This window comes from Okeania sp. KiyG1 (genome assembly GCF_014132355.1).
Classification (GTDB): Bacteria; Cyanobacteriota; Cyanobacteriia; order Cyanobacteriales; family Microcoleaceae; genus Okeania.
The window spans coordinates 112,634-138,966 of the sequence record NZ_BLZO01000117.1; the positions used below are offsets into that span (position 1 = coordinate 112,634).

The window sequence follows — 26,333 nt, forward strand, 5'->3', positions numbered from 1 at the left end:
GTAGAAAAATCCATACTCAATCCAATTGCTGAATATTACAGTTGGACTAAAGTCAAAAGTCAAAGACTGTAGATCAAAAGATACTTACGCATTTTCGAGTCATAAAATCTAGATTTAGTGTGGCACTAGAGTATTTTTTTGCATAACTTCTAATTTCTTTTTAACTTTTAACTTTTGACTTTTGACTTTTGACTTTAATTAGCTACCTACTACTTGAATCTCTACTTCAGCAGTTACCTCGGGATGAAGTTTAATTTGAGCTTTGTAGAATCCAACTTTACTAATTTCTGGCAAAGTCACGCCACGTCTATCAATTTCTTGACTCGTATTTTCCTTAATTACATCCACTAATTCTCTATCAGTAACGGTACCAAAAATCGCATCATTTTCACCAACTTGTTTGGCAATTTTAAAGCGACCAACTGTTTCCAAAGCTGTCTTTTGAGCTTCTGCTGCTTGCTTCAATTCTATTTGTCTTTGTCGTTCTTGTTCTTTACGGCGTTCTACTTGTTTAAGAACACCTGGAGTAGTACGAAAAGCAATTTTCTGAGGAATCAAATAGTTACGAGCATAACCAGGAGCTACTTCTACCACATCTCCCGATACTCCTAATTTTTTGACATCTTGATTTAGGACTACCTGCAATTTTTTGGCCATGATTTTAATTGGAAAATTTTTACTACAAACTTTAATTATATAGCAGTTCTCATAAGTCGTGAGGTATATCATTCCTTTTCTTTAGGAAATAGGGAACTAGAAAAGAAAAAATATAGGTGTACCTCCAAAGCTTGAGAAACTCTATATCTTCAATAATTTAGAATGCGCGAATTAAGAATGCGCGAATTAAGAATTACCTCTCCTTTAAAACGGAATTGATTGACTAATCATGAAATTTTTTCTTCTCTTGGTCGATTGGATATGGCGAGGAGACCTGCTCTTATCAGAGCCGCTCCGAATTGCGCCATCCCACCCTACGGGAAGCTCCGCTACGACCGCTTTTTATCCCCTTAAAAGGGGAGGCTTTATACCACAATTTTTCGGTAATTAAAAAAAAACAACAGAAAGCCAGAAGAGATAATTTACAAAATGAATCAATTCATTTAAGCTACAGTCTTAGCTGATAGTAACTAGGGAAAATAACTAGAATTAACAATTAAGTCCTAATTCTTCTTACTTAACCAGAAAATGTTTAGCCTGAATCAAGCTAAAAATTATCAGATTTATTGAGTATAATTTTTTTTTAATCAAGTCAAAATGAAACCAAAATTATTCAAAATTATTTTAGGAACAATCCTGACCAGCTTGTTAATAGTTTTTACTTCCTGTCAACAAGTTCCTACTGCTCAAATTATTACTATTAGGAGTGCTTACAATACTGGTTGGGTAGAAGAGTTATTTCAAACTTCTGTCGTTAATATAGGTTTAGAAAAACTGGGTTATCAGATAGAAAAGCCAAAAGAAATTGATTATCCGGCGCTTTATATTTCCATAGCTAATGGAGACTTAGACTATAGTGTTGTTTACTATCAACCAGGACACAAACAATTCTTTGAAAATGCTGGTGGTGAAGAAAAGTTAGAGGGAGTAGGAATTTTAACTGCTAATGGCATCCAAGGATATCAAATCGATAAAAAAACCGCGGATAAATATAACATTACTAACATTGAACAATTAAAAGATCCAGAAATAGCCAAGCTTTTTGACTCAGATAAAGATGGTCAGGCAAATTTAGTTGGTTGTAATCCTGGTTGGGGTTGTGAATTAGCCATAGACCATCACATTGAAGATTATGGACTAGAAGATACTGTAGAACATAATCGAGGCCAATATACAGTACTTTTGGCAGATGCTGTTACTCGTTATCAGAGAGGTGAATCTATTCTTTATTATGCCTATAATCCTCACTGGATATCTGCAGTTTTAAAACCAGGAGAAGATGTAGTTTGGTTAGAAGTTCCTTTTACTTCTTTACCAGAACCTATGGAAAATTTTACTGAAAAAGATACATCAGTAGATGGTAAAAATCTTGGTCTTCCTAAAAGCGATCAGGGTATTGTTGCTAATAAAAAATTCCTAGAAAATAATCCAGTTGCTCAAAAATGGTTTGAATTAGTTGAGATTTCAGTTGCTGATATGAATAAGGAAAGTTTACGCATCAAAAATGGAGAAGATAAACCAGAAGATATTTTTCGTCATGCTCAAGAATGGGTAAAAAATCATCAGCAAAAATATGATAGTTGGTTGGAATTAGCAAGACAAGAAGCTAGTTCAACAATTAATAATTAATAATTAATTATTAATTATTACCTCTTCTTTTCCAGGAGATGATTGACTAGAAGTTAAAAGCAGTGACAATAGGTTCCAGGACGGTTCCAGACGCACCGATGGTAAAACGGACTGTGCAAATGTTTCGGGTAAACTTCGTGGTAGTCATACCCTGGATAACTTCGTTCATTCTGAATTCTGTTTGCGGACCATGACAAACGGAAATTCTAAATTCTTAACCGTCAACATTAGTACCTCATAACTTCAGAACTTGCTGTAAATATTTAGTATTGAGAGTAGTAAAATACTATTAATGAATAATGAAAATTTTCTCAATCAAACAACAATGAAACAAAAACATATCAAAATTATTTTGGGAACCATCCTGACAAGCTTATTAGTAATTTTTACTTCCTGTCAACAAGTGCCCACTTCTTCTGAAAATGTCACTATTCGTAGTGCAAATAGTACCTGGATACAAGAATTATTTCAAACCGAAGTAGTAAATATAGGTTTAGAAAAACTCGGCTATCAAGTTGAAAGACCAAAACAAATTGAATATCCAGCAATTTATATTTCTCTTGCCAATGGAGATTTAGAATATAGCACTGTTTACTATGAACCACAACACAATGAATTCTTTGAAAATGCTGGTGGTGAAGAAAAGTTAGAGAAAGTTGGAAAATTAACTCCCGATGGAATACAAAGATATGAAATAGACAAAAAAACAGCCGATAAATATAATATTACTAACATTGAACAATTAAAAGATCCAGAAATAGCCAAACTTTTTGATTCCGATGGAGATGGCAAAGCAAATTTAGTTGGTTGTAATCCTGGTTGGTCTTGTGAATTAGTTATCAATCATCATCTTAAAGCTTATGAATTAGAAGATACTGTAGAACATAATCAAGGACAATATGAAATTCTCTTGGCAGACGCAATGACTCGTTATGAACAAGGAAAACCAATTCTTTATTATGCTTACGAACCTCATTGGATATCGACAGTTTTAAAACCAAATGAAAATGTAGTTTCGCTGGAAGTTCCTTTCACTTCCTTACCAAAATCTATGGGAAATTTTAGTGAAAAAGATACATCAGCAGATGGAAAAAATCTTGGCTTTCCCTTGCTCCAACAGCGCATAGTAGCTAATCAAAAATTCCTAGAAGCTAACCCAGTTGCGAAACGATGGTTTGAGTTAGTTGAAATTCCAATTGTGGATATGAATGCTGAAAGTTTACGCATCAAAGAGGGTGAAGATACACCAGAAGATATTTTGCGCCATGCTCAAGAATGGATAAAAAATAATCAACAAAGATATGATAGTTGGTTAGAAACAGCAAGACAAGGGAAGGAACAAGAAATAAACTAAAAAAAAGGGTTTCAGTATTTCAATAAATCTGAAAAGCCATAAATCAAAGCTGAGACTATAGCAATTTCATTTGAGTTGTGTAAAAAATGTCGCTTTTAGGTAGTAAATTAAAAGGCTTTGTAGGGTTTTTTACTATTACTAAATTGCCAAATCTTGTTTGATACTAAATCTGGCGATCGACATAACCAATATTTATGAAGGTAAGGCCCTTATGCTAAGGACATCTATGCTTAAGGGTTAGAGAATAATTTTAAAAAATTCCTTTTGAAAACCGGATTTTGTATGACATCTCATTTGAAAATACTATAGACTAAAATAATTAATACCATTTCTCTAGTAAGCTACATTTTATATTAAATATGACAATCGTCGATCAAATTAAGGTCTGAGACATAATTATTCAGCGCATTTTTATACAAAAATTGTATAGGCAAAAACTCAGAAAAATAAAATTTTAAATCCTTTGTTATTTCTATAGCACTAGGTTAATTAGGGTTTGCGTATGGAAAATCTTTTTGCTGTGGTAGGAGTCAGGAGTCAGGAGTCAGGAGTCAGGAGAAACGGGGAATGAGCGAGGAGGTAGTCGGAAGAATTATAAGAGTGATTTTTCTGCCATAGTCAGCCCAAAATCCTAAATTTTTGGTCATTCCAGCTTAAAAAGTAGCACTTTTTTTCGACTTAAAAAGGCTAAAACCTTTACCTGTAAAAGCTTTGATATTTAATCAGCAAGCCCTAATTACTTAGGACAATAAATTTGGGCTGAAAGGGAACAGGGAATAGGTAAATTTCCTAACCTTAATACCTAACACTGTAGTAATTTAAAGATAAGTTTTTCATGAAAAATTGACTCAAAAAACATGAGCAACTTCTGAATATACAAGAATTAATAACTAAATTAATAACGCATTTTAATCCACACTACGAATTTAAGTTCATAAGCAAAATTAATTACACATCCTATTGACTTCCTATCCCCAGTTAAGTGTTCCCTCTCTCAACTAGGAAATTTACTTTACACAACTACTTATAAATCAATGAAACAAAAATTCCTCAAAATTATTTTAGGAACTATCCTGAGCAGCTTATTAATAATTTTCACTTCCTGTCAAAAATCTCCTCCTGAAATAGTTAGCATTCGTAGCGCTCATAGTAACTGGATAGTAACTGGATAGAAGAGTTATTTCAAACTAATATTGTCAATATAGGTCTAGAAAAACTCGGCTACACAATCGAAAAACCTAAAGAAATTGGATGCCCCGCTATTTATATTAATAAATATAGACTGTTTCAGCCAGCTTTTAGGCGTAAATATAAATTATGATTCAATTAGTAAAGCTTTGATTTCCAACTAAAAGGAATAGCGGATGGCTGAGAGCTGATAGCTGGATGCTTACAAAAAATAAGCCGAGGTGAAATTTAAAACATTGAGTTCTCAGCTTATTTATAAATAAGTATAAAGAAGGTAAAAAACGGAATTCAATAGATTTTAAAATTCTGAAAAAGGATGATACTAATTTATAAAACGCTATAATTTTGTAATCAATCGAGTCGTAAACTACCAGATATTAAATATTTTTCAATCAATCAAACCACAATGAAACAAAAATATCTCTAAACTGTTTTAGGAACAATCCTCACCAGCTTATTAATAATTTTTACTTCCTGTCAACAAGTTCCTGATTCTGAAACAGTTACTATTCGGAGTGCTAATAGTACCTGGATATAAGAGTTATTCCAAACCGAAGTAGTGAATATAAGTTTAGAAAAACTCGGCTATAAAGTTGAAAGACCAAAACAAATTGAATACCCAGCAATTTACATTCCTCTTGCCCATGGAGATTTAGAATATAGCACTGTTTATTATGAACCACAACACAATGAATTCTTTGAAAATGCTGCTGGTGAAAAAAATTTAGAGAAAGTTGGAAGATTAACTCCTGATGGAATCCAAAGATCTGAAATTGACAAAAAAACCGCCGATAAATATAAAATTACTAACTTTTAACAATTAAAAAATCCAGAAATAGCTAAACTTTTTGATTCTGATGGAGATGGCAAAGCAAATTTAGTTGGTTGTAATCCTGGTTGGTCTTGTGAATTAGCGATCGATCATCATCTTAAAGCTTATGAATTAGAAAATACTGTAGAAAATAATCAAGGACAATATGAAATTTTTTTGGCAGATGCAATGACTCTTTATAAGCAAGGAAAACCAATTATTTATTTTGCCTACGAACCTCATTGGATATCTACAAAATTCAAACCAAATAAAGATGTAGTTTGGTTAGAAGTACCTTTCACTTCCTTACCTCCATCCATGGGAAATTTGAGTGAAAAAGATACGTCTCTAGATGGAAAAAATTTTGGCTTTCAGATAATGCAACAGCGTATAGTAGCTAATAAAAAATTCTTAAAAAATAATCCACTTGCTAAACGATGGTTTGAATTAGTACAAATTCCAGTTGCTGATATGAGTGAGGAAAGTTTACGTATTAAAGAGGGAGAAGAAAAACCAGAATATATTATGCATCATGGTCAAGAATGGATAAAAAATAATCAAGAAAAATATGATAATTGGTTGGAAAAAGCAAGACAAGAGACTGATTCATTAGACATCTCCAATAAATAATAAAAAATAAAATTAATTAACCGACAGAAATTATTGATTATTTCTGCCTACTCCCTACTTCCTCTTTTCTGAAGATGTCTATTTTAAACAATTAATAATTAATAATTATTACCTCTCCTTTAAAACGGATAGGATTAACTCAAAGGATTTTTTTTTATCCCCTTAAAAGAGGAGGCTTTCAACCACAATTTTTCGGTAAATAGAATTTAAGTAAAACACTATCCGTAATATAATTAATATAATGGTATATAGTAGTCAAAAACTATAACGTTTTATAATATGCAGTGTTAAAGTCGCAAAAACCCCTAAATGATGATTAACTGAACTAAAATTTCAGTATTCCTCTGTTCCTGTGAATCAGGATTTATAAAAAAACACTAGATATAGTAATCAAAAACTATAACGTTTTATATATGTAGCGTTAAAGTCGCAAAAATCCCTAAATAATGATTCACCGAACTTGAGTAGAGCTTTCCTCTTCTCCCGTAAATCAAAATTGAGAAAAAAACACTAGATATAGTAATCAAAAACTATAACGTTTTATATATGTAGCGTTAAAGTCGCAAAAATCTCTCAATAATGATTAACTAAACTTGAGTTAAATCTTTCTCTGTTCCTATGAGTCAAAATTGAGAAAAAACACTAGATATAGTAATCAAAAACTATAACGTTTTATATATGTAGCGTTAAAGTCACAAAAATCCCTAAATAATGATTAACTAAACTACAATAGAGTATTCCTCTGTTCCTGTGAGTCAAAATTGAGAAAAACACTAGATATAGTAATCAAAAACTATAACGTTTTATATATGTAGCGTTAAAGTCGCAAAAATCTCTCAATAATGATTAACTAAACTTGAGTTAAATCTTTCTCTGTTCCTATGAGTCAAAATTGAGAAAAAACACTAGATATAGTAATCAAAAACTATAACGTTTTATATATGTAGCGTTAAAGTCACAAAAATCCCTAAATAATGATTAACTAAACTACAATAGAGTATTCCTCTGTTCCTGTGAGTCAAAATTGAGAAAAAACACTAGATATAGTAATCAAAAACTATAACGTTTTATATATGTAGCGTTAAAGTCACAAAAATCCCTAAATAATTATTCACCGAACTTGAGTAGAGCTTTCCTCTTCTCCTGTGAGTCAAAATTGAGAAAAAAACACTAGATATAGTAATCAAAAACTATAACGTTTTATATATGTAGCGTTAAAGTCGCAAAAATCCCTAAATAATGATTAACTAAACTACAATAGAGTATTCCTCTGTTCCTGTGAGTCAAAATTGAGAAAAACACTAGATATAGTAATCAAAAACTATAACGTTTTATATATGTAGCGTTAAAGTCGCAAAAATCCCTAAATAATGATTAACTAAACTACAATAGAGTATTCCTCTGTTCCTGTGAGTCAAAATTGAGAAAAAACACTAGATATAGTAATCAAAAACTATAACGTTTTATATATGTAGCGTTAAAGTCGCAAAAATCCCTAAATAATTATTCACCGAACTTGAGTAGAGCTTTCCTCTTCTCCTGTGCAAATATAAAAAAAACCAAGAAGAAATATTCAATGTCTAGGCCAGAATCTAATCCTTCCCCAGAACAACCAGAAAAAATCCATTTACCTCGCACCAGCGAGTCAGAAACCCTCAAAAAAATTCGTCATACCACATCCCATGTCATGGCCATGGCAGTACAAAAGCTGTTTCCCAAGGCACAAGTAACAATTGGTCCTTGGATAGAAAATGGCTTTTACTACGACTTTGATACCCCAGAACCATTTACAGAAGCTGACCTAAAAGCCATCAAAAAAGAGATGGTCAAAATCATTAAACGGGATTTACCCGTAATTAGAGAAGAAGTCAGTCGCGAAGAAGCCAAACGTCGAATTGAACAAATTAAAGAACCATATAAATTAGAAATCCTCGAAGACTTAGAAGACCCAATTACTATCTATCATCTCGGTGAAGAATGGTGGGATTTATGTGCTGGCCCTCATATTGAAAGTACAAAGCAACTTAATCCCAAAGCAATTGATTTAGAAACTGTTGCTGGTGCTTATTGGCGCGGAGATGAAACCAAAGCCCAATTACAACGTATCTATGGTACTGCTTGGGAAACTCCAGAACAACTAGCCGAACATAAAAGACGTAAAGAAGAAGCTCTCAAAAGAAACCATCGTAAACTAGGTAAAGAATTAGGACTATTTATGTTTTCCGACCTTGTAGGACCGGGATTACCTCTCTGGACTCCCAAAGGTACAATGTTAAAGAATTCACTGAAAGACTTTCTCCAACAAGAACAACAGAAACGGGGTTATTTACCTGTAGATACTCCCCATATTGCCAGAGTCGATTTATTCAAAACTTCCGGACATTGGCAAAAGTATAAAGAGGATATGTTCCCGATGATGGCTGAGGATGAACAAGCAGCAGCTATAGAACAGGGTTTTGTTATCAAACCGATGAACTGTCCTTTTCATATCCAAATCTATCAAAATGAATTACGTTCTTATCGGGAGTTACCAATACGACTTGCCGAGTTTGGCACTGTTTACCGCCATGAAAAGTCTGGGGAATTAGGTGGTTTAACACGAGTCCGGGGTTTCACTCAAGATGATTCTCATTTGTTTGTGACACCCGAACAACTTGATTCCGAGTTTCTCAGTGTGGTAGATTTGACTCTATTTGTCTTTAAAAATTTACAACTAAAGAATTTTAAGGCTAGATTAAGTTTCCGAGACCCTAACTTAGATAAGTATATTGGCTCTGATGAAGCTTGGGAAAAAGCTGAAGGTGCTATTCGTCGCGCTGTAGAAACTTTGGGTATGGAGCATTTTGAGGGTATTGGTGAAGCGGCGTTCTATGGTCCAAAGTTAGATTTTATTTTCCAGGATGCTTTGGAGCGAGAATGGCAGTTGGGTACTGTACAGGTAGACTATAATTTGCCCGAACGGTTTGATTTAGAATATGTGGCAGAAGATGGGACTAGAAAACGCCCAGTTATGATCCATCGCGCACCTTTTGGTTCCCTGGAAAGGTTGATTGGGATTTTGATTGAGGAATATGCAGGAGATTTTCCTCTGTGGTTAGCTCCTACTCAAACTAAACTTCTACCAGTTAATTCTGAATTTTTGCCCTTTGCTCAAGAAGTTGCTGCTCAGATGCGTAAAGTAGGTATTCGTGCTGAGGTGGATATTAGTAATGAACGTTTGGGTAAGTTGATTAGAAATGCTGAGAAGGCCAAAATTCCCGTAATGGCTGTAGTTGGAGCTAAAGAAGTTGAGTCAAATAGTCTGAGTATTCGGACTCGTGCTGCTGGGGAATTAGGCTCTATACCTGTACCAGAGGTAATTGAGAAGATGACTGGGGCGATCGCTAATTATGAAAATTTTTAGACTTTTTTCTCAATTTTAGTTGAAGACTACCCCTATTCTACCTATGCTTTATAAGGGATAGCTCTCCTCCAAGGGAAGGGAGTGTCGGGATGTTTGCATAGCATGACCGAGGAAAAAAATAAATATTTTTGTCGTTATGAGTTTTGTGCTATGCTAGATTACTTTAGGTTGCTAGAGTAAGAGTGGGGGATGAAAAAATATTCAGTTCAGTATTTTCGTAACCTCCAGCTTTAGTGGTCGGTACTGATAACTGATAACTGATAACTGATAACTGATAACTGAAATGACCCCGCTTTCTGATAAATTGAGAGCGGGTTTATTTATTTGAATTGTTATTTGGTAAGCTCTTGATAGTATTTAAAAGTTTTGAATTTAAGAGCTGCTGAATGGCCATAAATTAACGACCCCTAATTCCAATTTCCACCATTAAACTATGCCAAATTGAATTTAATCGTCTATCTATAGAAAGTAAAACTTTTCTTTGAGGACGACTAACAAGTCTAGACCAAGTGATACTTTGCAGGGATCATAAATATACATAAATATAGATGATTGACCAATAAGTTATTAGGTATAAGTAATTAAACTGGTAGCTGATAGCCCAAAGTGGTAGTATTCTCTTTCAAAAGGTAAATCAGATTGTTATATTATTGATAGGTATCATGCCGCCATCAAAGGGTTAATTGATGAGGTGCGTGAACGGTTCTCTAAACATAATGAGAAAAGCAGATCCCTTTTGTCTTTGACCATGGGATATTGGGTGTTGTAGTTCACCCAGCCGGAGTAACACCTGCAAAATAAGGATATGTCTTATGTGACTATATTTTTATGAACTATTTTACCTTCCTTATATCTAGAGCTAAGGTCGGCGATAATCTGATATATTTTGTTTGCGAAAGGCGCTAGAACATGAAAGCATCTAATTTAAAGGAACTATATGAGACCAAAAGGTTTCACAATAATAAAATTTAGAGATAAAAATGATTAATATCTTAAAGGTTCCTCTAAGAGGGGATGTGTTTTTCGCTTTTTTATGCTGGGAAAGTGCGAAAACGCAAACCACCAGATGTCGCTGTCCAATGGCTCATGTACAGCTAGGAACAGTGACTTAATAATATGAACTTTATGAATACCGCTAAGAAAAAAGTAGAATCTCTATTAAGTAAATTGCCAGATAATTGCTCCCTTGAAGATGTTCAATATCATTTATATGTAATTGAAAAAGTTCTTCATGGTTTAGAAGTAGCTAATAAAGAAAGAAAAATTACACAAGAAGAAGCTGAAGGGCTTTTGAGTAAATGGGTTATAAAGTAGTTTGGTCTTCTAAAGCTATAGATGATGTGGACGCGATCGCCTCCTACATAGCGCGTGACTCTGTTTCTTATGCTGCAGCAGTAGTCCATAGGATAATTAATGTCACTAAAAATTTGCTTCATAATCCTTTACAAGGAGAAGTGGTCAAAGAGTTTGGAGATGAAAGTTACCGACAAGATTATGCTTATAGTTACCGAGTCCTTTATCAAGTTAAAGGCGATATAGTAACTGTGGCTGCGGTTATTCATGGAAAAAGGTTACTAGATTTATAGTTGAAGCGCGACGCGTCCAATCAAATTATTAGCTCAGAACCGAGTTTCATTGGAAGCTCGGTTTTCTAACTTGAGGGAGTAGTAATTTCAGTTATCAGTTATCAGTTATCAGTACCTCTGCAATAAGGAGGCTTCAAATATAGAATTATGTTCTTTTCTCTTGATTGATTGGATATGGTTAGGAAACCCATCCATCCCTCAACCACTTTTTATCTCCTTTTATACCAGTTTGATAAATCTTTGCTACAAATATTTAGGGTTTGCTGAAAAAGTCTGATGGTGATGATAGGGAACAGGGAACAGTTTAGACTATCTGCTACGGCCAATTTTTCTGATAGTAAGGATAAAAATATTGGCATTTTGAGGCAAAAAGAGCCAAAAACCTTTAGGAGGCTAACTGATAACTGATAACTGATAACTGATAACTGAAATTACCAATTTTCCCATTTTGCTCTACTTTCTGTATCCCAATCATTAATATAATTATCTTGCTTTGTAGTCCCTTGAGGTCGATAATTTATTTCCTCTTCTTCATCAGATTCTTTTTCCATTTCAAATTCTTCATTCTGGGAATAAATATTAGTCAAAGGCTCTACAACTTTAGCCAGCGCATCTTGAATAAACAACTTAACAAACTCATCTTTTCTTGTTAATTGAAATTGTTTTTGTACTACCTCTGTAATGCCACCATCTCCCCAATCTTGATTATGACTAAAATACTCAATAAAACTCTTTCCAGCAATTCTAGTTAAATAAGCTGCACTTACTCCTTGAATTGCCTTCCCAATTAAAAAAGTTGCTACAGTTAATTGTAAAGCTGTAGAAATTAATTTAATCGCCCCTTCAACAATACCCAAACTAGCAAGTGTTTTAGCTAAAGACATTGCTAACTCTTGCCCTCTTTCAAGGTTTAATTCACAACCATAAACTTTGCCAATTTCTATCACCATTTGAGCATTAACTGCTGCTGTGGCCAAAACATCTACTACAGGCAAAGGCGTAACAGCAATAACCCCTGCTCCTATCCACTGAAACCTTTCTACAACCTTCTCTGCTTGTCGTCCTCTTTGAGCATCAATTAAACATCTTGCCTCCTCCCCTAAACGTTGAGATTTGAGCAAAATATTATCAGCAATCAAATCTTCTCCCTCAGCCCGCAAAATAGCAGCCATACGTCCCATCAAAGCCATAATATCAGGTTCTGGCTGATATATTTCTCCATTCTCAAGCTTAACAGAATGAGGATGAGCAGCGATCGCCACAATATCCATCTTGCTAAACCCTACTAACCTTTCCCTGAGCTTAACAATAATTACTTCTCGGTCCTCTTCAGTGTAGAGGTCAATCTTATTAAAGACCACAAGCGATCGCTTACCAATGTCCACCAAACCGTTCAAAGCAGTATATTCAGACTGCTGTAAATCATTATCAACTACAAATAATAATAGATTAGCCTCTGTCGCCAAAATTCGTGCCAGTTGACCCCTTTCTGTTCCTGCGACTCCCGCTTCTAGAATTCCTGGAGTATCAGTAATCAAAATTTCTTTTTCCAATCCTGGCATTTTTAAATGATAGGTTTCTCCGACTGTAGTTGACCCCATCGGTGCTTCTACCCTACCCACCATCTGACCCATTAGTGCATTAACCACAGAAGTCTTACCAGCGGAACCCGTACCAAAAACAACAACTTTTACATCACCTCGTGCTAGACTAGCTTCTATTTCTTGTGAACGGTTCAATAATGCTTGGCGAGCAACTTCATCTTGAATTAATATTACCTGTTGTCTTACTGCCTTTAGAGATTCAGAAGCAACCTCAGATTTCACCACCGGAATCTTAACTTTGACTTTCGACCCTCGTCGCGGTTGATTTTTTTGAATGGTATATAGTCTCAGATAATATATGAAAGCAAAAATGACTATCCCAATTAGGATAATTAATAGTAGTAGTAATAAATTGGCCACAAGTGGAGGAGCAGACCATGAAACTTGACTATATAACCATGATAAAGAACCAATCAGCCAAATTATAAGCAATAAAATGAGGCTTAAACCTAGAATCAATATTAACAGGCGGGAAGTAGGCATTTTCAGTTATCAGTTATCAGTTATCATTTATCAGTTAACAGTATCTCCTACTGAGTAGGAGGCTTTAAATACTGAATTTTCTTTTAGTCAATCCTCTTATTTTCAAGGCTATGCTTTATAAACATCTTTCTTAACATAAAACGTAGACATTATAGACAAGTTATGTGCTTGTGTTTCAGAGACTTTTTCCTCAAAAATAATGTATTGAAAAGTAGATTTTTTTGAGAACTTAAGTAGTTTTGCCTAGCTAAATTGACTCTTTCTCCCTTCTCCCCTACTCCCTACTCCCCTGCTCCCCACAAGGTTTTCAGAAGTTCCTTATAAGGGATAGTTTTTAGGGAGAGGTAATTGTTAATTATTAATTATTTATTAATTGTTGAACTACATCATTTAATATAAAACTTGACGTAAGTATTTCCTGCGGAATGCTGCGCAAACAGCTATTAGCGGTCAGCTCGAGGGCAATAAGACCCTGCTTTTAAGGACATAGTTTAAATGAATATAGACTTTAACAACTTTTGTAGTAAGATTAATTCTAGCTCAATTAATACAGCTTTAAAGCCACAGGAAAAGCAATAGCTATTAGTAGTCAGCTCGAGGGCAATAAGACCCTGCTTTTAAGGACATAGTTTAAATGAATATAGACTTTAACAACTTTTGTAGTAAGATTAATTCTAGCTCAATTAATACAGCTTTAAAGCCACAGGAAAAGCAATAGCTATTAGTAGTCAGCTCGAGGGCAATAAGACCCTGCTTTTAAGGACATAGTTTAAATGAATATAGACTTTAACAACTTTTGTAGTAAGATTAATTCTAGCTCAATTAATACAGCTTTAAAGCCACAGGAAAAGCAATAGCTGATAGCTGAAGTCCGCAGTTCCGACCATAGGAGGCTAGCTGACGGCTGAATGCTTACAACATTTTCGTAAGTATTTCCTGCGGAATGCTGCGCAAACAGCTATTAGCGGTCAGCTCGAGGGCAATAAGACCCTGCTTTTAAGGACATAGTTTAAATGAATATAGACTTTAACAACTTTTGTAGTAAGATTAATTCTAGCTCAATTAATACAGCTTTAAAGCCACAGGAAAAGCAATAGCTGATAGCTGAAGTCCGCAGTTCCGACCATAGGAGGCTAGCTGACGGCTGAATGCTTACAACTTGACAAAGTAGACAAGTTATATGTATGTATTTGAGAGGCTTTTTCCGAAGAAAAGTGTTTTGAGAACTGTAAACAAGATTGTTATTCCCCACACCTCCCACACCTCCCACACTCCCCACACTTCCCACACCTCCCACACCTCCCACACCTCCCACACCTCCCACACCTCCCACACTTCCCACAGCCATATAGCGGGCAATAGCTAATAGTGAAAAAAAAGTGGACTGTATTCGATTCATCATCAGTCTATTTCCTAAGCACTATGGCTTATATATCTAATACCATTAAAAAAGAATGTTACAAATAATAGGGGCAATTAAAAGACTTTACAGGAGATGTCCCTTTGACTAAAAATATAACTTACGACCTAATAAATGATATTGAAGCTATTGATTATGACTACTGACTCCTAGGAAATAACTTAGCTATTTGTAGCAAATATTGATAAAAATGGTATAAAATATCTTTGCTTTACAAGCTAATGGTCGGGAGTTTTTTGACTCTAGAAATTAAATTAATCGAGAAAAATAACATCGGCTTTAAAAATCCCTATTATTTATTGGTATGGAATATTTTGAGTTGAAACACTATCTAAAATCTAAAACTTGAAAGCTAAGACATAAAGCAAAAATAGGTATTTAATTAAATGTATAGATAACTTGAAACAGAAGTTTAAATATTAAAATTTTGTATGTATGAAGCTATTTAAAAAACCATCAGAAGAAACACAATCAACTTCAAAAGCTGCTTCTGACAATAGTAATGAAACAGGTTTAGGAACATTTGGTGGTGTCTATACTCCCTCAATTTTGACAATTTTGGGTGTAATTATGTACCTCCGCTTTGGGTGGGTAGTAGGTAATGTTGGTTTATTGGGGACTCTGACCATCGTCACTTTGTCCACAGCAATTACCTTTCTCACTTCTTTGTCAGTCAGCGCGATCGCTACAGACAGAATAGTCAAAGGAGGGGGTGCCTACTATATGATTAGTCGGTCTTTAGGTATTGAAACAGGTGGTGCAGTGGGAATACCCCTATACTTTGCCCAAGCTCTATCAGTAGCTCTCTATACTATTGGTTTTGCAGAAAGCTTAGTAGATACCTTTGGTGGCCTTAACCAACTATATGTAGCTCTGATTACAACTATAGCAGTGGCCGTCTTAGCCATAACTTCGGCAGAAATTGCTATTAAGGCCCAGTATTTTATTATGGCTGCAATAGTTCTATCTCTAGTTTCATTTGCATTAGGACATCCCCTCGAAACAACAAACATAGAAATATCTGGAGTTTCAGAGATAGTATCAGAACCATTTTGGACAGTTTTTGCTGTCTTTTTTCCAGCCGTAACAGGTATTATGGCAGGGGTGAGTATGTCTGGAGACTTGCGAGAACCTAGTCGTTCAATTCCTGTAGGTACTTTGGCAGCTGTTGGTACAGGGTATTTAGTATATATGGTACTACCAATTATCCTGGATATGCGGGCCGATGCTACTACTTTAATTGAACAACCTCTGGTGATGAAAGAAATCGCTTTTTGGGGGCCAGCAATTTTGTTGGGAGTTTGGGGGGCCACTCTTTCAAGCGCGATCGGTAGTATTCTGGGAGCACCAAGGGTCTTACAAGCTTTAGCAAGAGATGGAGTTTTACCTAGTTGGTTATCTTTTCTAGGTAATGGTAATGGGCCAAATGATGAACCCAGGATTGGTACAGCGGTAACTTTAGGTGTCGCTACTGCCACAGTTTGTATTGGTGACTTGAATCTTATTGCCCCAGTGCTGACAATGTTCTTTTTGACAACCTATATGGTTTTAAATGTTTCAGCAGGTATAGAAGGCTTTTTAGAAAGCCCCTCTTTTCGTCCTACATTTAAAGTCCATTGGTCATTATCAATGTTGGGAGCGCTTGGTTGTCTGGCAGTGATGTTTTTGATTAATGCTGTGGCTACAGTTATTGCTGCTTTGATAGTGCTGGCAATATTTATCTGGCTACAGCGTCGGGAGTTAGAGACAACTTGGGGGGATGCTAGACGTGGAATATGGATGGCGTTGGTGCGGGAAGGAATTCTTCAATTAGGTGAGGAAGATACTAAGAATTGGCGGCCACATATTTTAGTTTTGTCTGGGATAGCGAAAAAACGTTGGCTGTTGATTCAGTTTGCAGATGACCTGACTCATAACCGAGGTATGATTACTATTTGTAGTGTTCTGCCTAGTGCGTCTCGTGATGTGTCTCAGCAAAGTGATATGCAAGATACGATTCGCGAGTATTTGGACAAGCGAGGGGTACAAGCTTTGGTGAGAGTAGTTACTGCTACAAACTTTTTTGATGGTGCTAAACTCTTGGTGGAAACTTATGGCATTGGGCCACTAACGCCAAATACTGTTGTACTTGGAGATAGTCAGGAACCTTCTAGGCGCGATCGCTACTGTCAGTTAATTGGTCATATTCATAAGGCTAAGAAAAATGTGGTGATTTTTCGAGAAGATAGCGAGCGTGGTTTTGGTCAACATCGTCAAATTGATGTCTGGTGGGGTGGTTTACAAAATAATGGTGGCTTAATGTTACTTCTTGCATATCTGCTGCGTACAGATATTGAATGGCGGAATACGGAAATTTACTTGAAATTGGTAGTACCCGAACAAGCTGCTATTCAACCAACTCAGGCAAATGTCGATCGTGTGATTCGAGGTTTACGAATTAGCGCTGTATCTCAAATTTTGGTTTCTAATGGTCGTCCTTTCTATGACATCTTGCATGAGTCTTCTCAAAATGCTGACTTGATTTTTCTGGGTATTCGGACTCCAGGGGAGAATTTTACTCAATATTATGAGGATTTACAGTCGAAAACGGCAGGTCTTCCCACTACAGTATTTGTTTTAGCAGCACCAGGTTTTTCTTATGGTGAAATTCTCAGCGATCGCTAATTTTTACAGAAGTCAGTTCAACAATTAATAATTAATTATTAATTATTAATAATTAATAATTAATTATTACCTAATCCTTGAAAAGAATAGGATTGACTAAAAGGAAAATTTTTTCTTCTCTTAGTCGATTGGATATGGTTAGGAAACCCATCCATCCCTCAACCGCTTTTTTCTCCTTTAAAGGAGAAGCTTTAAACCTTAATTATTCGGTAACTAGGGAGTAGGGAGATAAAATTATTGATTTCATATCTTGAATTTATTTAATGAAAACTTTGGCAAGAGGTCTATTAGATATTTTAGCTATCAAGGTAGACTACAAAACTTCTACCTTCTGCTTTTAAGCAAAAATTTCTGTATTCTATGGTTAATGAAAGCTGCTATAGTATAGCAGTCGAAGCAAAGGGTGCCGACAGTTCAAAAGTTTAAAACTTAGACAAAGTAATACTTTTCTTTCTTCCTTCTTCCTTCTTCCTTCTTCCTTCTTCCTTCTTCCTTCTTCCTTCTTCCTTCTTCCTTCTTCCTTCTTCCTTCTGCTATAAAATATATCCCGCTCCAAAAATGTAAAAATTGGAGCAGGATTATCATCTTAGAGTTCTATGCTTATTCTAGTAAAGTTTGTGGTCATTTTTTAGACGATCGTTAATCAGGAGGTAACAATGCCTTAATCTGACTGACAAATTCTTGATGATCCACTACTGGTTTAGAAATATAACTATCTGCACCACTTTGCTTCAAAAAAGATTCTCGATCGCCTGCCATAGCATGAGCTGTCACTAATATGATTGGTATTTTATCTGTTTTAGGGTTAGCTTTAAGAATTTGAGTAATTTTAATCCCATCAACAGATTTACCCTGGTAAACACTACGAGCTAGAGAAACGTCCATCAAAATCAAGTCTGCTTCTCCTGAGTTAGCCATTTTTACTACTTCTTCCACATCTTCTGTGTGCTTAACAGCTAAACCACCTCTTTTGGTCAAAATCTTGGAAAAAACTCTAGCATTAACTTGATCGTCTTCTACAATCAAAACAGTTTTCATATAAGTCTCCCGCTAAATACTCGTAAGTTTAAAAACCCCATTATAAAGTTTAGACTAAATTTTTTTATAGATAGGGAAAGTCAATTTATACCGTTTCACGCTTAGTCAAAAGTCATGCATCGAGTGCGTAATTCTGAGGGGACCTCAGAATGTAAGACGCACATCTGACAGTCAAAAGTCAAAAATGAGATTTTAAGTACTTAAAACGTCTATTATCCAGCAATTTCAGCTTATTATTTGACTTCATCAGTTACCAACTATTTGTGACATTTTTTAAGTGAAATGGTATTAGTTAAACTACTTTCAGTTTAATCAATTAAAAATTACACAATGATTTACTCAACTGACTAAATAGCTATTGTTTTAAATTTTTCTAATAGTTATCTGTAAGTTTTTGAACGTTTATCTCACCAGGGAGAAGCTTAATAGTCCAATCTTATTGGGATAAAGATAAATTATGACCTAATAAATGGTATCAAAGCTATTCATTCTGTACATAGCCAATTCCATAGCTCCCCTACCTGTACGGGTAAACGGCCGTTTGCCCTTACCACTGACTCCTAAGAAATAACCTAGTTATTTGTAGCAAATATTTATCACTCTTGGTATTAGTTACTATCTTCAAAAAATCTTGTGTACATTAAAAAAATAGAGAAAAAAAGCTACGACTGTGAGGGTCTTTCATTAATGGATAATGGATAATAGATAATGGATGATTACCTCTCCCTTTTAGGGAAAGGATTGATCCTTAAGGAAAAAATTTATTTTTTCCCCTTGAAAGGGGAGGCAGAGTAAGCTGAATTATTTAATTATTAATTATGTAAGCATTCATTACTTCTAAGGTTTTGTCCAGAGACTTTGGCAGTAACTTTTTATTATTTTTCAATTTCAAAGGTTGCTTTTACGCGGACCCAAAATTAATAGCTGATAGCTAATAGCTGACGGCTGTTTGCGCAGCATGACAAACGGAAATGCTTACTTAATTATTAATTATTCGGTAAAAATATTAAATTTACTTTGCCTGAATTAGAAAAAAACATCCTTCAATACACTCCAATTAATAAACTAATGTGCATATTAAGTTGGGTACTCCTTGTTACCTTTGAGAAAATTTAGGTATTCCATGCTGAAAATCTTAAATTGTCATAACATTTGGACTTAGTCTCTCAATTGTGCTTTGTCATTTGACATTGCTGAATTAAGGTATGAAAGTGGGTTTATAGGGAATAGGGAACAGTTAATATTAATAAGTAGTTCAAACCATCCAAAATACAAAATCCAAAATTATCAAATCATACCCAGAATCAGCAACGCCTGTCATTTTTTATAAATAGTAATATAAATAGCAACTCATGGCCAAACAATTAAATCTACTTTCCGGACAAGTCATTACTGCAGCGCTGCATATTGAAATGCAGCAATCATATCTTGAATATGCCATGAGTGTGATTGTTGGTAGGGCTTTGCCAGATGTCAGAGATGGACAAAAGCCAGTGCATCGTCGAATTCTATATGCTATGCATGAACTTGGTCTCGCCCCAGACAGACCATTTCGTAAATGTGCCAGGGTGGTTGGAGATGTTCTGGGAAAATATCATCCTCACGGCGACCAAGCTGTTTATGATGCTATGGTACGGATGATTCAAGACTTTTCCAGTCGTTATCCGTTAATCGATGGACATGGTAACTTTGGCTCCATCGATAATGACCCTGCTGCTGCTATGCGCTATACAGAAAGTCGTTTGGCATCTATTAGCAATGAAGGCTTACTTACCCAAATTAGTGAGGCTACAGTTGATTATACCAACAACTTTGATGGTTCTCAGCAAGAACCTACTGTATTACCGGCACAGTTACCTTTTTTATTACTTAATGGCTCTTCTGGTATTGCAGTGGGAATGGCGACTAATGTTCCGCCACATAATCTGGGAGAAGTAGTGGATGGCCTGATTGCTTTGATTGATAATCCTAATCTTTCTGATGAAAAGTTATTTAGATTGATTCCTGGGCCTGATTTTCCTACTGGTGGGGAAATTGTTAGTACTGATGGCATTATTGATGCTTATACTAAAGGTAGAGGTAGTATTCCTATTAGGGGAGTGGCCACTATTGAGGAGGTTCCTACAGCTCGTGGGCGTCGCACAAAAAGGGCTATTGTGGTGACAGAGTTGCCTTACCAGGTTAATAAGGCGGGTTGGATTGAAAAAACTGCAGATTTGGTTAATGCTGGTAAAATAGAGGGTATTTCTGATTTGCGAGATGAGAGCGATCGCTCTGGTATTAGGGTTGTAATTGAGCTTAAACGTGAAGCTGACCCTAGTGTTGTACTTCACCACCTCTATCAGCATACTGATTTACTTTCAAAGTTTGGTGCTATTATGTTGGCTTTGGTTGATGCACAACCACGACAGTTATCTCTACGAGATTTTTTACAGGAGTTTATTAGTTTTAGGGAGCAAACTTTAACTCGTCGCTACAGTAATGATTTGGAAATAGCTCAAGGGAGGTGTCATATAGTTGAGGGTTTGCTCAAAGCTTTAAAAGATTTGGATACTACGATTGATATTCTCAGAAATGCTCCTGATGGTAGTAGTGCTAAGGTTAGTTTCCAAGAAGGTTTGGGTTTGAGTGAAAATCAAGCTGATGCTATTCTGGCAATGCCAATGCGCAGACTGACTGGTTTGGAAAGGCAAAAATTAGAGGAAGAATATGAGGAACTTAGGGGGAAAATACAAGAGTTACAGGGTTTATTGAGCGATCGTCGTTTACTTTTAAGATCGCTGAAAAAAGAATTACGGACTCTAAAGCGCAAGTATGGCGATCCTAGACGTACTCGAATTATTGTTCAAGGGGAATCAAATGTTTCTGTTTCTCAACAAAAAGGCAATGTAGAAATTGGTAGTCAAGAAATAAATAAGGAAGCTAAAGGTAGAGGTAGAAAATCAAAAGGTAAAGCTGTTGAATCACAATTTTTGACTTTGGAAGCTGCTCCACCACCGACTGAAGAGGTTGTTATAGAATTTACTCACCGAGGATATGTAAGACGATTAGCTGCTAAAGAATTTGAGAAGCATCAAATTGATAAAAAATCTAATATTACTGTTGAAAATAGTGATGATTTTACTATTAATATTATTGAGGCAACTACGGACCAAACTTTAGTGGTATTGACTCGTACTGGTAAAGCTTATCCTCTGAAGGTAAATGATATTCCTTCTGGTTCTAATCGTTCGACAACACGACATGAATATAAGGGTGTACCTTTAGTAACGTTATTATCACCGTCAGCAACTAAGGAAATGACAGATGCTCGTCAGGAATTTATTATTGCTCAGTTTGTTTTACAGGAAGCTGAAGAAAATAAATATTTAATCATGTTGACTCAAAATGGTAAAATTAAGCGTTTATCTTTGTCTGATTTAAGTGATATTACAAATCGCGGTATAACAGTAATTAAACTAAAGGAAGATGATGAATTACGTTATGCTAATTTGGCTCAGGTAGGGGAACAAGTAGTTTTGGCAACTTCTGGGGGGAGATTATTAAGATTAGAAATAGATGAGGAACAGTTACCTTTAATGGGACGTACTGCACAGGGGTCTCAAGCAACAAGGTTAAGAAAACAAGAGGAGTTGGTAGGTTGTGTGACTTTGGATGGAGAAAGCAATTTATTTTTAGTTTCTGAACAGGGTTATGGAAAGCGTATTGCTATTGGTTCGTTGCGAGTTGCTAATCGTGGTGGTATTGGTCAGAATGCTTTTCAGTTTACGAGACAAACTGATGTTTTGGCGGGAATAGTTGTTGGTGGGTCGGATGTAGTAGCTCAGATGTTAACAACTGATGGTAAGGTGTGTGGAATGATGGTGGGTTCGGTTAAGGTTTGTGGACAGGATGATAGGGGGAGTAGGTTGGTGAAGTTGGGTGCAAAAGAGAGGATTATTAAGGTGGTTGGTTATTGATAGCAGAAGGAAGAAGGAAGAAGGAAGAGGGAAGAAGGAAGAGGGAAAGTTTAATATGAGGGAAGAAGGAAAAAGGAAGAGGGAAGAAGAAAGAAGAGGGGAAGTTTTAACATGAGGTTAGATGTTTCCCTAGCTTTTACACAAACTATACCAACGGACATGATATTATTAGGTCTTAATTTACCTTTTTAATTCAAGGAAAACCTCCTGAACGTGTCTTTTAACTGCCTTTATTATTAATAACATTCTTTTTCCAAATTACTATTATTTATAAATCTCGAGGAAGTCCTTGAAATAATGGTTTCTTTATTTTTATGCTCAACTCTTACCTAAAATACTAACTTTTTGAGTGTTTTAGACGTGATACCAGGTACTTTTTTCGACCTCAAAAAGGCTAAATTCTTTATATTTTAATGCTTTTATATTTAATCAGCAAGCCCTAATTATTCTGAGTTTATATGATAGTGCTTTTCACTTTTAAGTTCTACATTCTGAACTTCATCTTATTGCATAAAAGATTATCTTTTAAGAAACAGAGATTTAGATTAGTCTGTATTCAAATAAGTAATACCAAATTGATAAATTTTTGCTACCAATAGCTAGGGTATTTCTTAGAAGTCAGGATTCAGGAGGAAATAAAGAATAAGATCAATTCCAATTTAGACTTCTTTTGAATCAGTCATGTCCACCCATTTAATTTCCCTGTTATTATAGTGAATCTCAAGAATGTGTAACAATGTTTCATGCTGGAGTACAGTGTAAGCTTTTTTAAGTAAATTGTAGGCTCTCTCAGAATATTTTTCACCACCCCAGTACCATAAAGATCGACCTGCTTTTAAAGCAGGTACTACGTTATCATCTGTACATTTATCAAGAAGTGCTTTGTATCCTTCATTGCTACGTTTACTATAAACCTTTGATAATTCATTTCTGCGGAACTTTTCAGGTACACAAAGTCCCAAACCAGTATCTGATGAAACGTTCTCTACTCAATTTTCGACAATCTCTATTGAATTCTTGCCTATATAATCTTGAATGCGTTCTAAAAATCTATTAATTATTCTATTAATTATACTTTTAGTCTCTAGATAATCTTCATCCTCATCCTCTGGAAAATCTACAAGACATTCATCACAATATTCCAGCTCTTCCTTGCACCGATCAATAAGTGCTGAGAAAATGCTGCTGTAGACCGTTATTTCATCACCATCATTGTTATAGTATGACGCAGCACCTCGAAAACCAACAGAAGGGTCATCAAGTAGAAGTCCCCAGTGCAAACCATCACAATCTCCATGTAAGTATGTAAAAAATTCTGGTAAATCTCGATAGTAGCGAAAATGAAGAAGTGCTAATTTCTTAAAATTTTCAGTTAGTAATTTTGGGTTTAATATCAAGCTCAATAGTCCAGAAGGAGATACACGAACTGTACCTAAATCAATCTTCAATTCTTCTTCAGGATAGTTTTGTAAAAAATCAGCTAATTGAAAGATTGAAGTTGGAAAATCTACATTATAATAACCTTTTAGCAAGCTTTGAATATCTGCAAAATTTTCCATAATTTTTTTTCGCTCTCAAGATAGAATATTCCAAAATTACCTCTATTTGCTATTATCTTATTATAGATATTCAATCAAGATACGATGTTAGTAACTAATAATCTCTGCCTCAAGTCTTATAGCCTTAAAACTATTAATAGTTTTCTCCCCGTCTTCAACCCAAAATTGCCTACCAAACTGTACTAAATTTTGTTGTTTTCCATCAGATATTAATGCTCCTATTGCTACCTTTGCTTTTTCCTGATCGCCAGAAGATTGTTCTTCAACAATTGCTTTAATTTGTTCAAATAAAGAATCATTGTTAGGAATAGTATTTACTGGTATTTGCAAGATAATTATTTTTCTTTGTTTAGCATAACCATTTTCAGTTATTAATAATTCAGGGTCTTTTTTCGGATAATTTCTTTGACTTTCTAATTGCTCTATTGGTTTTTCTACTTCTGCAATAGGTTGGTTAATTTCTATCTCTTCATTTCTCGATTTATTTTGATAATTCTCTAGTTCTGTCACTGGTTTTTCCTGTTGTTCAACTGCATCTGCCATTACCTTTTCTAATGCTTCAGCACTGTCTACTAATAACTGACTTTCATCATCCTTTTTATCAACTTTTCCAGTTAAGACTAAAAGAGAATTTTCTGTTAGTAACTCTTTAATTTCTTCATATGCTTTTTTGTTTTCTTCATCTACTTTTTTAATTTCTTCATATACTTTTGGAAAAACTACCGCATCTACTTGTCCAGTCATATCCTCTACTTGCAGAAATGCCATTCGGTCTCCTTTTTTAGTAATATGAGGTTTAATTCCAGCCAACATTACTACTAATTTTATCTTGGAATTAGATTTCTTTTCCTTCATTTCAGCAATAGAAATAGCATCCGGAATTTTATTTTGTTCCCGTGCATATTTGAGAGGATGGTCAGATACATAAAATCCTATAATTTCTTTTTCATACTGCAATTTTTCTTTGGCTGGAAAATCTGAAACAGGTGAAGATTTAGGAGCAGAATCAAAAGCTGGCATTGTTGCTTCAGGTAGATCAAATAAACTTTTTTGCCCCATATCTCGGTCTTTATTTCTCTTTTGCGCCCATTTCATTACACCTTCTAAATCTTCAATTAATTGGTGACGGTTTGGTTCAATTTTATCGAAGGCTCCACATTTAATTAAAGATTCTAAAGTACGACTATTCAGAGCATTAAGATTAACACGGTCACATAAATCGGCTAAAGATTTAAACTCCCCACTTTCTTTTCTTGCTTGTAAAATTGCTTCTATTGCTCCTTCACCTACATTTTTTACTGCGGATAATCCAAATAAAATTTTACCTTTTGTTTCCTCTTTTGCTTCTTTTAAATTTGGCAAGGGTGTAAAATCTACTTCTGACTTATTAATATTCGGCGCTTCGACTTCGATATTTAACTTTTGACAATTAGCAATATATTTCTGTACTTTATCTTGGTCGCCACTATTAGCAGTAATTAGAGCTGCCATATATTCAACTGGATAATTAGCTTTTAAATAAGCAGTTTGATAAGCTACATAAGCATAAGCTGTGGAATGAGATTTATTAAAACAGTTAGAGGCAACTAACCCATTTGCTAAGACAAAGTTATGGTCTTTTTTTTACACCAATATCGTAAACATTTTCTGTTTTTGCTAGCTTGCGAGAAACAATTTTTACCACTACTATTGCTCCTTTTTCAAAGTCAAGAATTAAAACTAAATAGAACTCATTTGGTATCTTTGACATTAACATTCGCGATGTAGTTGCCACTAGGCTCCGCCAAAGCGTTTGACACAATACTATTTTTTATGTTGAATAAAAAATCATGCGGATAGGCGAACAACCCCCAATAACAGTTATGATATCAGAAAAATTGCGAGGATGCAACGGAAAATCCTTTGACGCGCCGTTTTTTTTTGGATCTCCACAGAATGAAAATGTTGGTAGTTTTCCTCTGAGGAGTTATGTATGGAAAGATGTAATTGAGGAAAAATAAGCATTTATGAGAGCTTCACAAGATGAAAATATTTCTGGTATTGCTCCTGGGAAAAATTCCTTAATATTGAAAAGTCTTTTAACTAATAACTCAAGAGGCGATCGCTCTCTAACTCTAAATCTCACCCCTTTTACATTTATTTTCCTTTCTACAACCTTAGCGATCGCCCTGGAAACTATAACTATCTTTAGTTGAATAAAAAGTCATGCGTATAGCCGAACAACCCCCAATAACATTTATGATATCAGAAAAATTGTGAGGATGCAACGGAAAATCCTTTGACCCGCCGTTTTTTTGGAGCTTCACAGAATGAAAAAAAAATCTGATATAGCTCCCAGAAAAAAATCC

Annotated in this window: 18 protein-coding genes and 1 pseudogene; 10 read left to right on the plus strand and 9 right to left on the minus strand. The window is 35.1% G+C overall.

The genetic code is table 11. The features are described from left to right. Positions 1 to 198 precede the first annotated feature (198 nt). Positions 199 to 657: a 50S ribosomal protein L9 gene (gene rplI / locus SAGCYANO_RS27760; protein ID WP_202223022.1), complete on the minus strand. Its 459-nt coding sequence runs from the start codon at positions 655 to 657 to the stop codon at positions 199 to 201. A 597-nt stretch (positions 658 to 1,254) separates the two neighbouring features. On the opposite strand from rplI, the gene proX (SAGCYANO_RS27765) reads away from it, so the two are divergent. From proX (SAGCYANO_RS27765) to SAGCYANO_RS27795, 6 genes and pseudogenes are all read left to right on the plus strand, one after another. Next, the gene (proX, locus tag SAGCYANO_RS27765) at positions 1,255 to 2,286 is read left to right on the plus strand and encodes a glycine betaine/L-proline ABC transporter substrate-binding protein ProX (RefSeq protein WP_202223023.1); all 1,032 of its coding nucleotides are present in this window, start codon (positions 1,255 to 1,257) and stop codon (positions 2,284 to 2,286) included. Between the two features lie 292 nt (positions 2,287 to 2,578). Beyond that, positions 2,579 to 3,640, plus strand: a complete 1,062-nt coding sequence (gene proX / locus SAGCYANO_RS27770) for a glycine betaine/L-proline ABC transporter substrate-binding protein ProX (protein WP_237396764.1) — start codon at positions 2,579 to 2,581, stop codon at positions 3,638 to 3,640. Between the two features lie 1,744 nt (positions 3,641 to 5,384). Beyond that, positions 5,385 to 6,269: pseudogene (gene proX, locus SAGCYANO_RS27780) on the plus strand (glycine betaine/L-proline ABC transporter substrate-binding protein ProX); the annotation flags it as partial. Positions 6,270 to 7,845: 1,576 nt separating this feature from the next. Continuing rightward, positions 7,846 to 9,672 (plus strand): threonine--tRNA ligase, encoded by a 1,827-nt coding sequence (thrS, locus tag SAGCYANO_RS27785; RefSeq protein WP_202223025.1) that lies wholly within the window; start codon positions 7,846 to 7,848, stop codon positions 9,670 to 9,672. Positions 9,673 to 10,797: 1,125 nt separating this feature from the next. Further along, positions 10,798 to 10,986: a hypothetical protein gene (locus tag SAGCYANO_RS27790; RefSeq protein WP_202223026.1), complete on the plus strand. Its 189-nt coding sequence runs from the start codon at positions 10,798 to 10,800 to the stop codon at positions 10,984 to 10,986. Then, positions 10,971 to 11,258 (plus strand): type II toxin-antitoxin system RelE/ParE family toxin, encoded by a 288-nt coding sequence (locus SAGCYANO_RS27795; RefSeq protein WP_202223027.1) that lies wholly within the window; start codon positions 10,971 to 10,973, stop codon positions 11,256 to 11,258. The genes SAGCYANO_RS27790 and SAGCYANO_RS27795 overlap by 16 nt, the downstream gene beginning before the upstream one ends. A 431-nt stretch (positions 11,259 to 11,689) precedes the next feature. On the opposite strand, the gene SAGCYANO_RS27800 is transcribed toward SAGCYANO_RS27795, so the two are convergent. After that, the gene (locus SAGCYANO_RS27800; RefSeq protein ID WP_202223028.1) at positions 11,690 to 13,345 is read right to left on the minus strand and encodes a YcjF family protein; all 1,656 of its coding nucleotides are present in this window, start codon (positions 13,343 to 13,345) and stop codon (positions 11,690 to 11,692) included. A 1,009-nt stretch (positions 13,346 to 14,354) separates the two neighbouring features. Then, the gene (locus SAGCYANO_RS27805; RefSeq protein ID WP_202223029.1) at positions 14,355 to 14,747 is read right to left on the minus strand and encodes a hypothetical protein; all 393 of its coding nucleotides are present in this window, start codon (positions 14,745 to 14,747) and stop codon (positions 14,355 to 14,357) included. A 453-nt stretch (positions 14,748 to 15,200) separates the two neighbouring features. Here SAGCYANO_RS27805 and SAGCYANO_RS27810 point away from each other — a divergent pair, with 453 nt between their 5' ends. Continuing rightward, on the plus strand, positions 15,201 to 17,429 hold the full coding sequence (locus tag SAGCYANO_RS27810) for an amino acid permease (protein ID WP_202223030.1): 2,229 nt from the start codon (positions 15,201 to 15,203) through the stop codon (positions 17,427 to 17,429). Positions 17,430 to 17,858: 429 nt separating this feature from the next. Here SAGCYANO_RS27810 and SAGCYANO_RS27815 read toward each other — a convergent pair whose 3' ends face one another. Together SAGCYANO_RS27815 and SAGCYANO_RS27820 are read right to left on the minus strand one after the other, a co-directional pair. After that, positions 17,859 to 18,014 carry a hypothetical protein gene (locus SAGCYANO_RS27815; protein ID WP_202223031.1) on the minus strand — a complete coding sequence of 52 codons (156 nt, stop codon included), beginning with the start codon at positions 18,012 to 18,014 and terminating at the stop codon, positions 17,859 to 17,861. Between the two features lie 54 nt (positions 18,015 to 18,068). Then, the gene (locus SAGCYANO_RS27820) at positions 18,069 to 18,467 is read right to left on the minus strand and encodes a response regulator (protein ID WP_202223032.1); all 399 of its coding nucleotides are present in this window, start codon (positions 18,465 to 18,467) and stop codon (positions 18,069 to 18,071) included. Between the two features lie 1,352 nt (positions 18,468 to 19,819). On the opposite strand from SAGCYANO_RS27820, the gene SAGCYANO_RS27825 reads away from it, so the two are divergent. Further along, a complete protein-coding gene (locus tag SAGCYANO_RS27825; RefSeq protein WP_202223033.1) occupies positions 19,820 to 22,426 on the plus strand; it encodes a DNA topoisomerase (ATP-hydrolyzing) subunit A in 2,607 nt (868 codons plus the stop codon). Next, positions 22,416 to 22,541 (plus strand): hypothetical protein, encoded by a 126-nt coding sequence (locus SAGCYANO_RS48145; protein ID WP_255502732.1) that lies wholly within the window; start codon positions 22,416 to 22,418, stop codon positions 22,539 to 22,541. The genes SAGCYANO_RS27825 and SAGCYANO_RS48145 overlap by 11 nt, the downstream gene beginning before the upstream one ends. A gap of 544 nt (positions 22,542 to 23,085) precedes the next feature. Here the strand turns inward: SAGCYANO_RS48145 and SAGCYANO_RS27830 are convergent. The 4 genes from SAGCYANO_RS27830 to SAGCYANO_RS27845 all read right to left on the minus strand — a co-directional run bounded on the left by SAGCYANO_RS27830 (position 23,086) and on the right by SAGCYANO_RS27845 (position 25,759). Further along, positions 23,086 to 23,388 (minus strand): hypothetical protein, encoded by a 303-nt coding sequence (locus tag SAGCYANO_RS27830; RefSeq protein WP_202223034.1) that lies wholly within the window; start codon positions 23,386 to 23,388, stop codon positions 23,086 to 23,088. A 27-nt stretch (positions 23,389 to 23,415) separates the two neighbouring features. Continuing rightward, positions 23,416 to 23,985, minus strand: coding sequence for an ADP-ribosylation family protein (locus tag SAGCYANO_RS27835; RefSeq protein ID WP_202223035.1), 570 nt, complete (start codon positions 23,983 to 23,985; stop codon positions 23,416 to 23,418). An 87-nt stretch (positions 23,986 to 24,072) separates the two neighbouring features. Then, entirely contained in the window at positions 24,073 to 25,476 is a 1,404-nt protein-coding gene (locus tag SAGCYANO_RS27840) for an OB-fold nucleic acid binding domain-containing protein (RefSeq protein WP_202223036.1), read from the minus strand. Between the two features lie 118 nt (positions 25,477 to 25,594). Continuing rightward, the gene (locus SAGCYANO_RS27845) at positions 25,595 to 25,759 is read right to left on the minus strand and encodes a hypothetical protein (protein WP_202223037.1); all 165 of its coding nucleotides are present in this window, start codon (positions 25,757 to 25,759) and stop codon (positions 25,595 to 25,597) included. Positions 25,760 to 25,991: 232 nt separating this feature from the next. On the opposite strand from SAGCYANO_RS27845, the gene SAGCYANO_RS27855 reads away from it, so the two are divergent. Beyond that, a complete protein-coding gene (locus tag SAGCYANO_RS27855; protein ID WP_202223039.1) occupies positions 25,992 to 26,180 on the plus strand; it encodes a hypothetical protein in 189 nt (62 codons plus the stop codon). Positions 26,181 to 26,333: the final 153 nt, after the last annotated feature.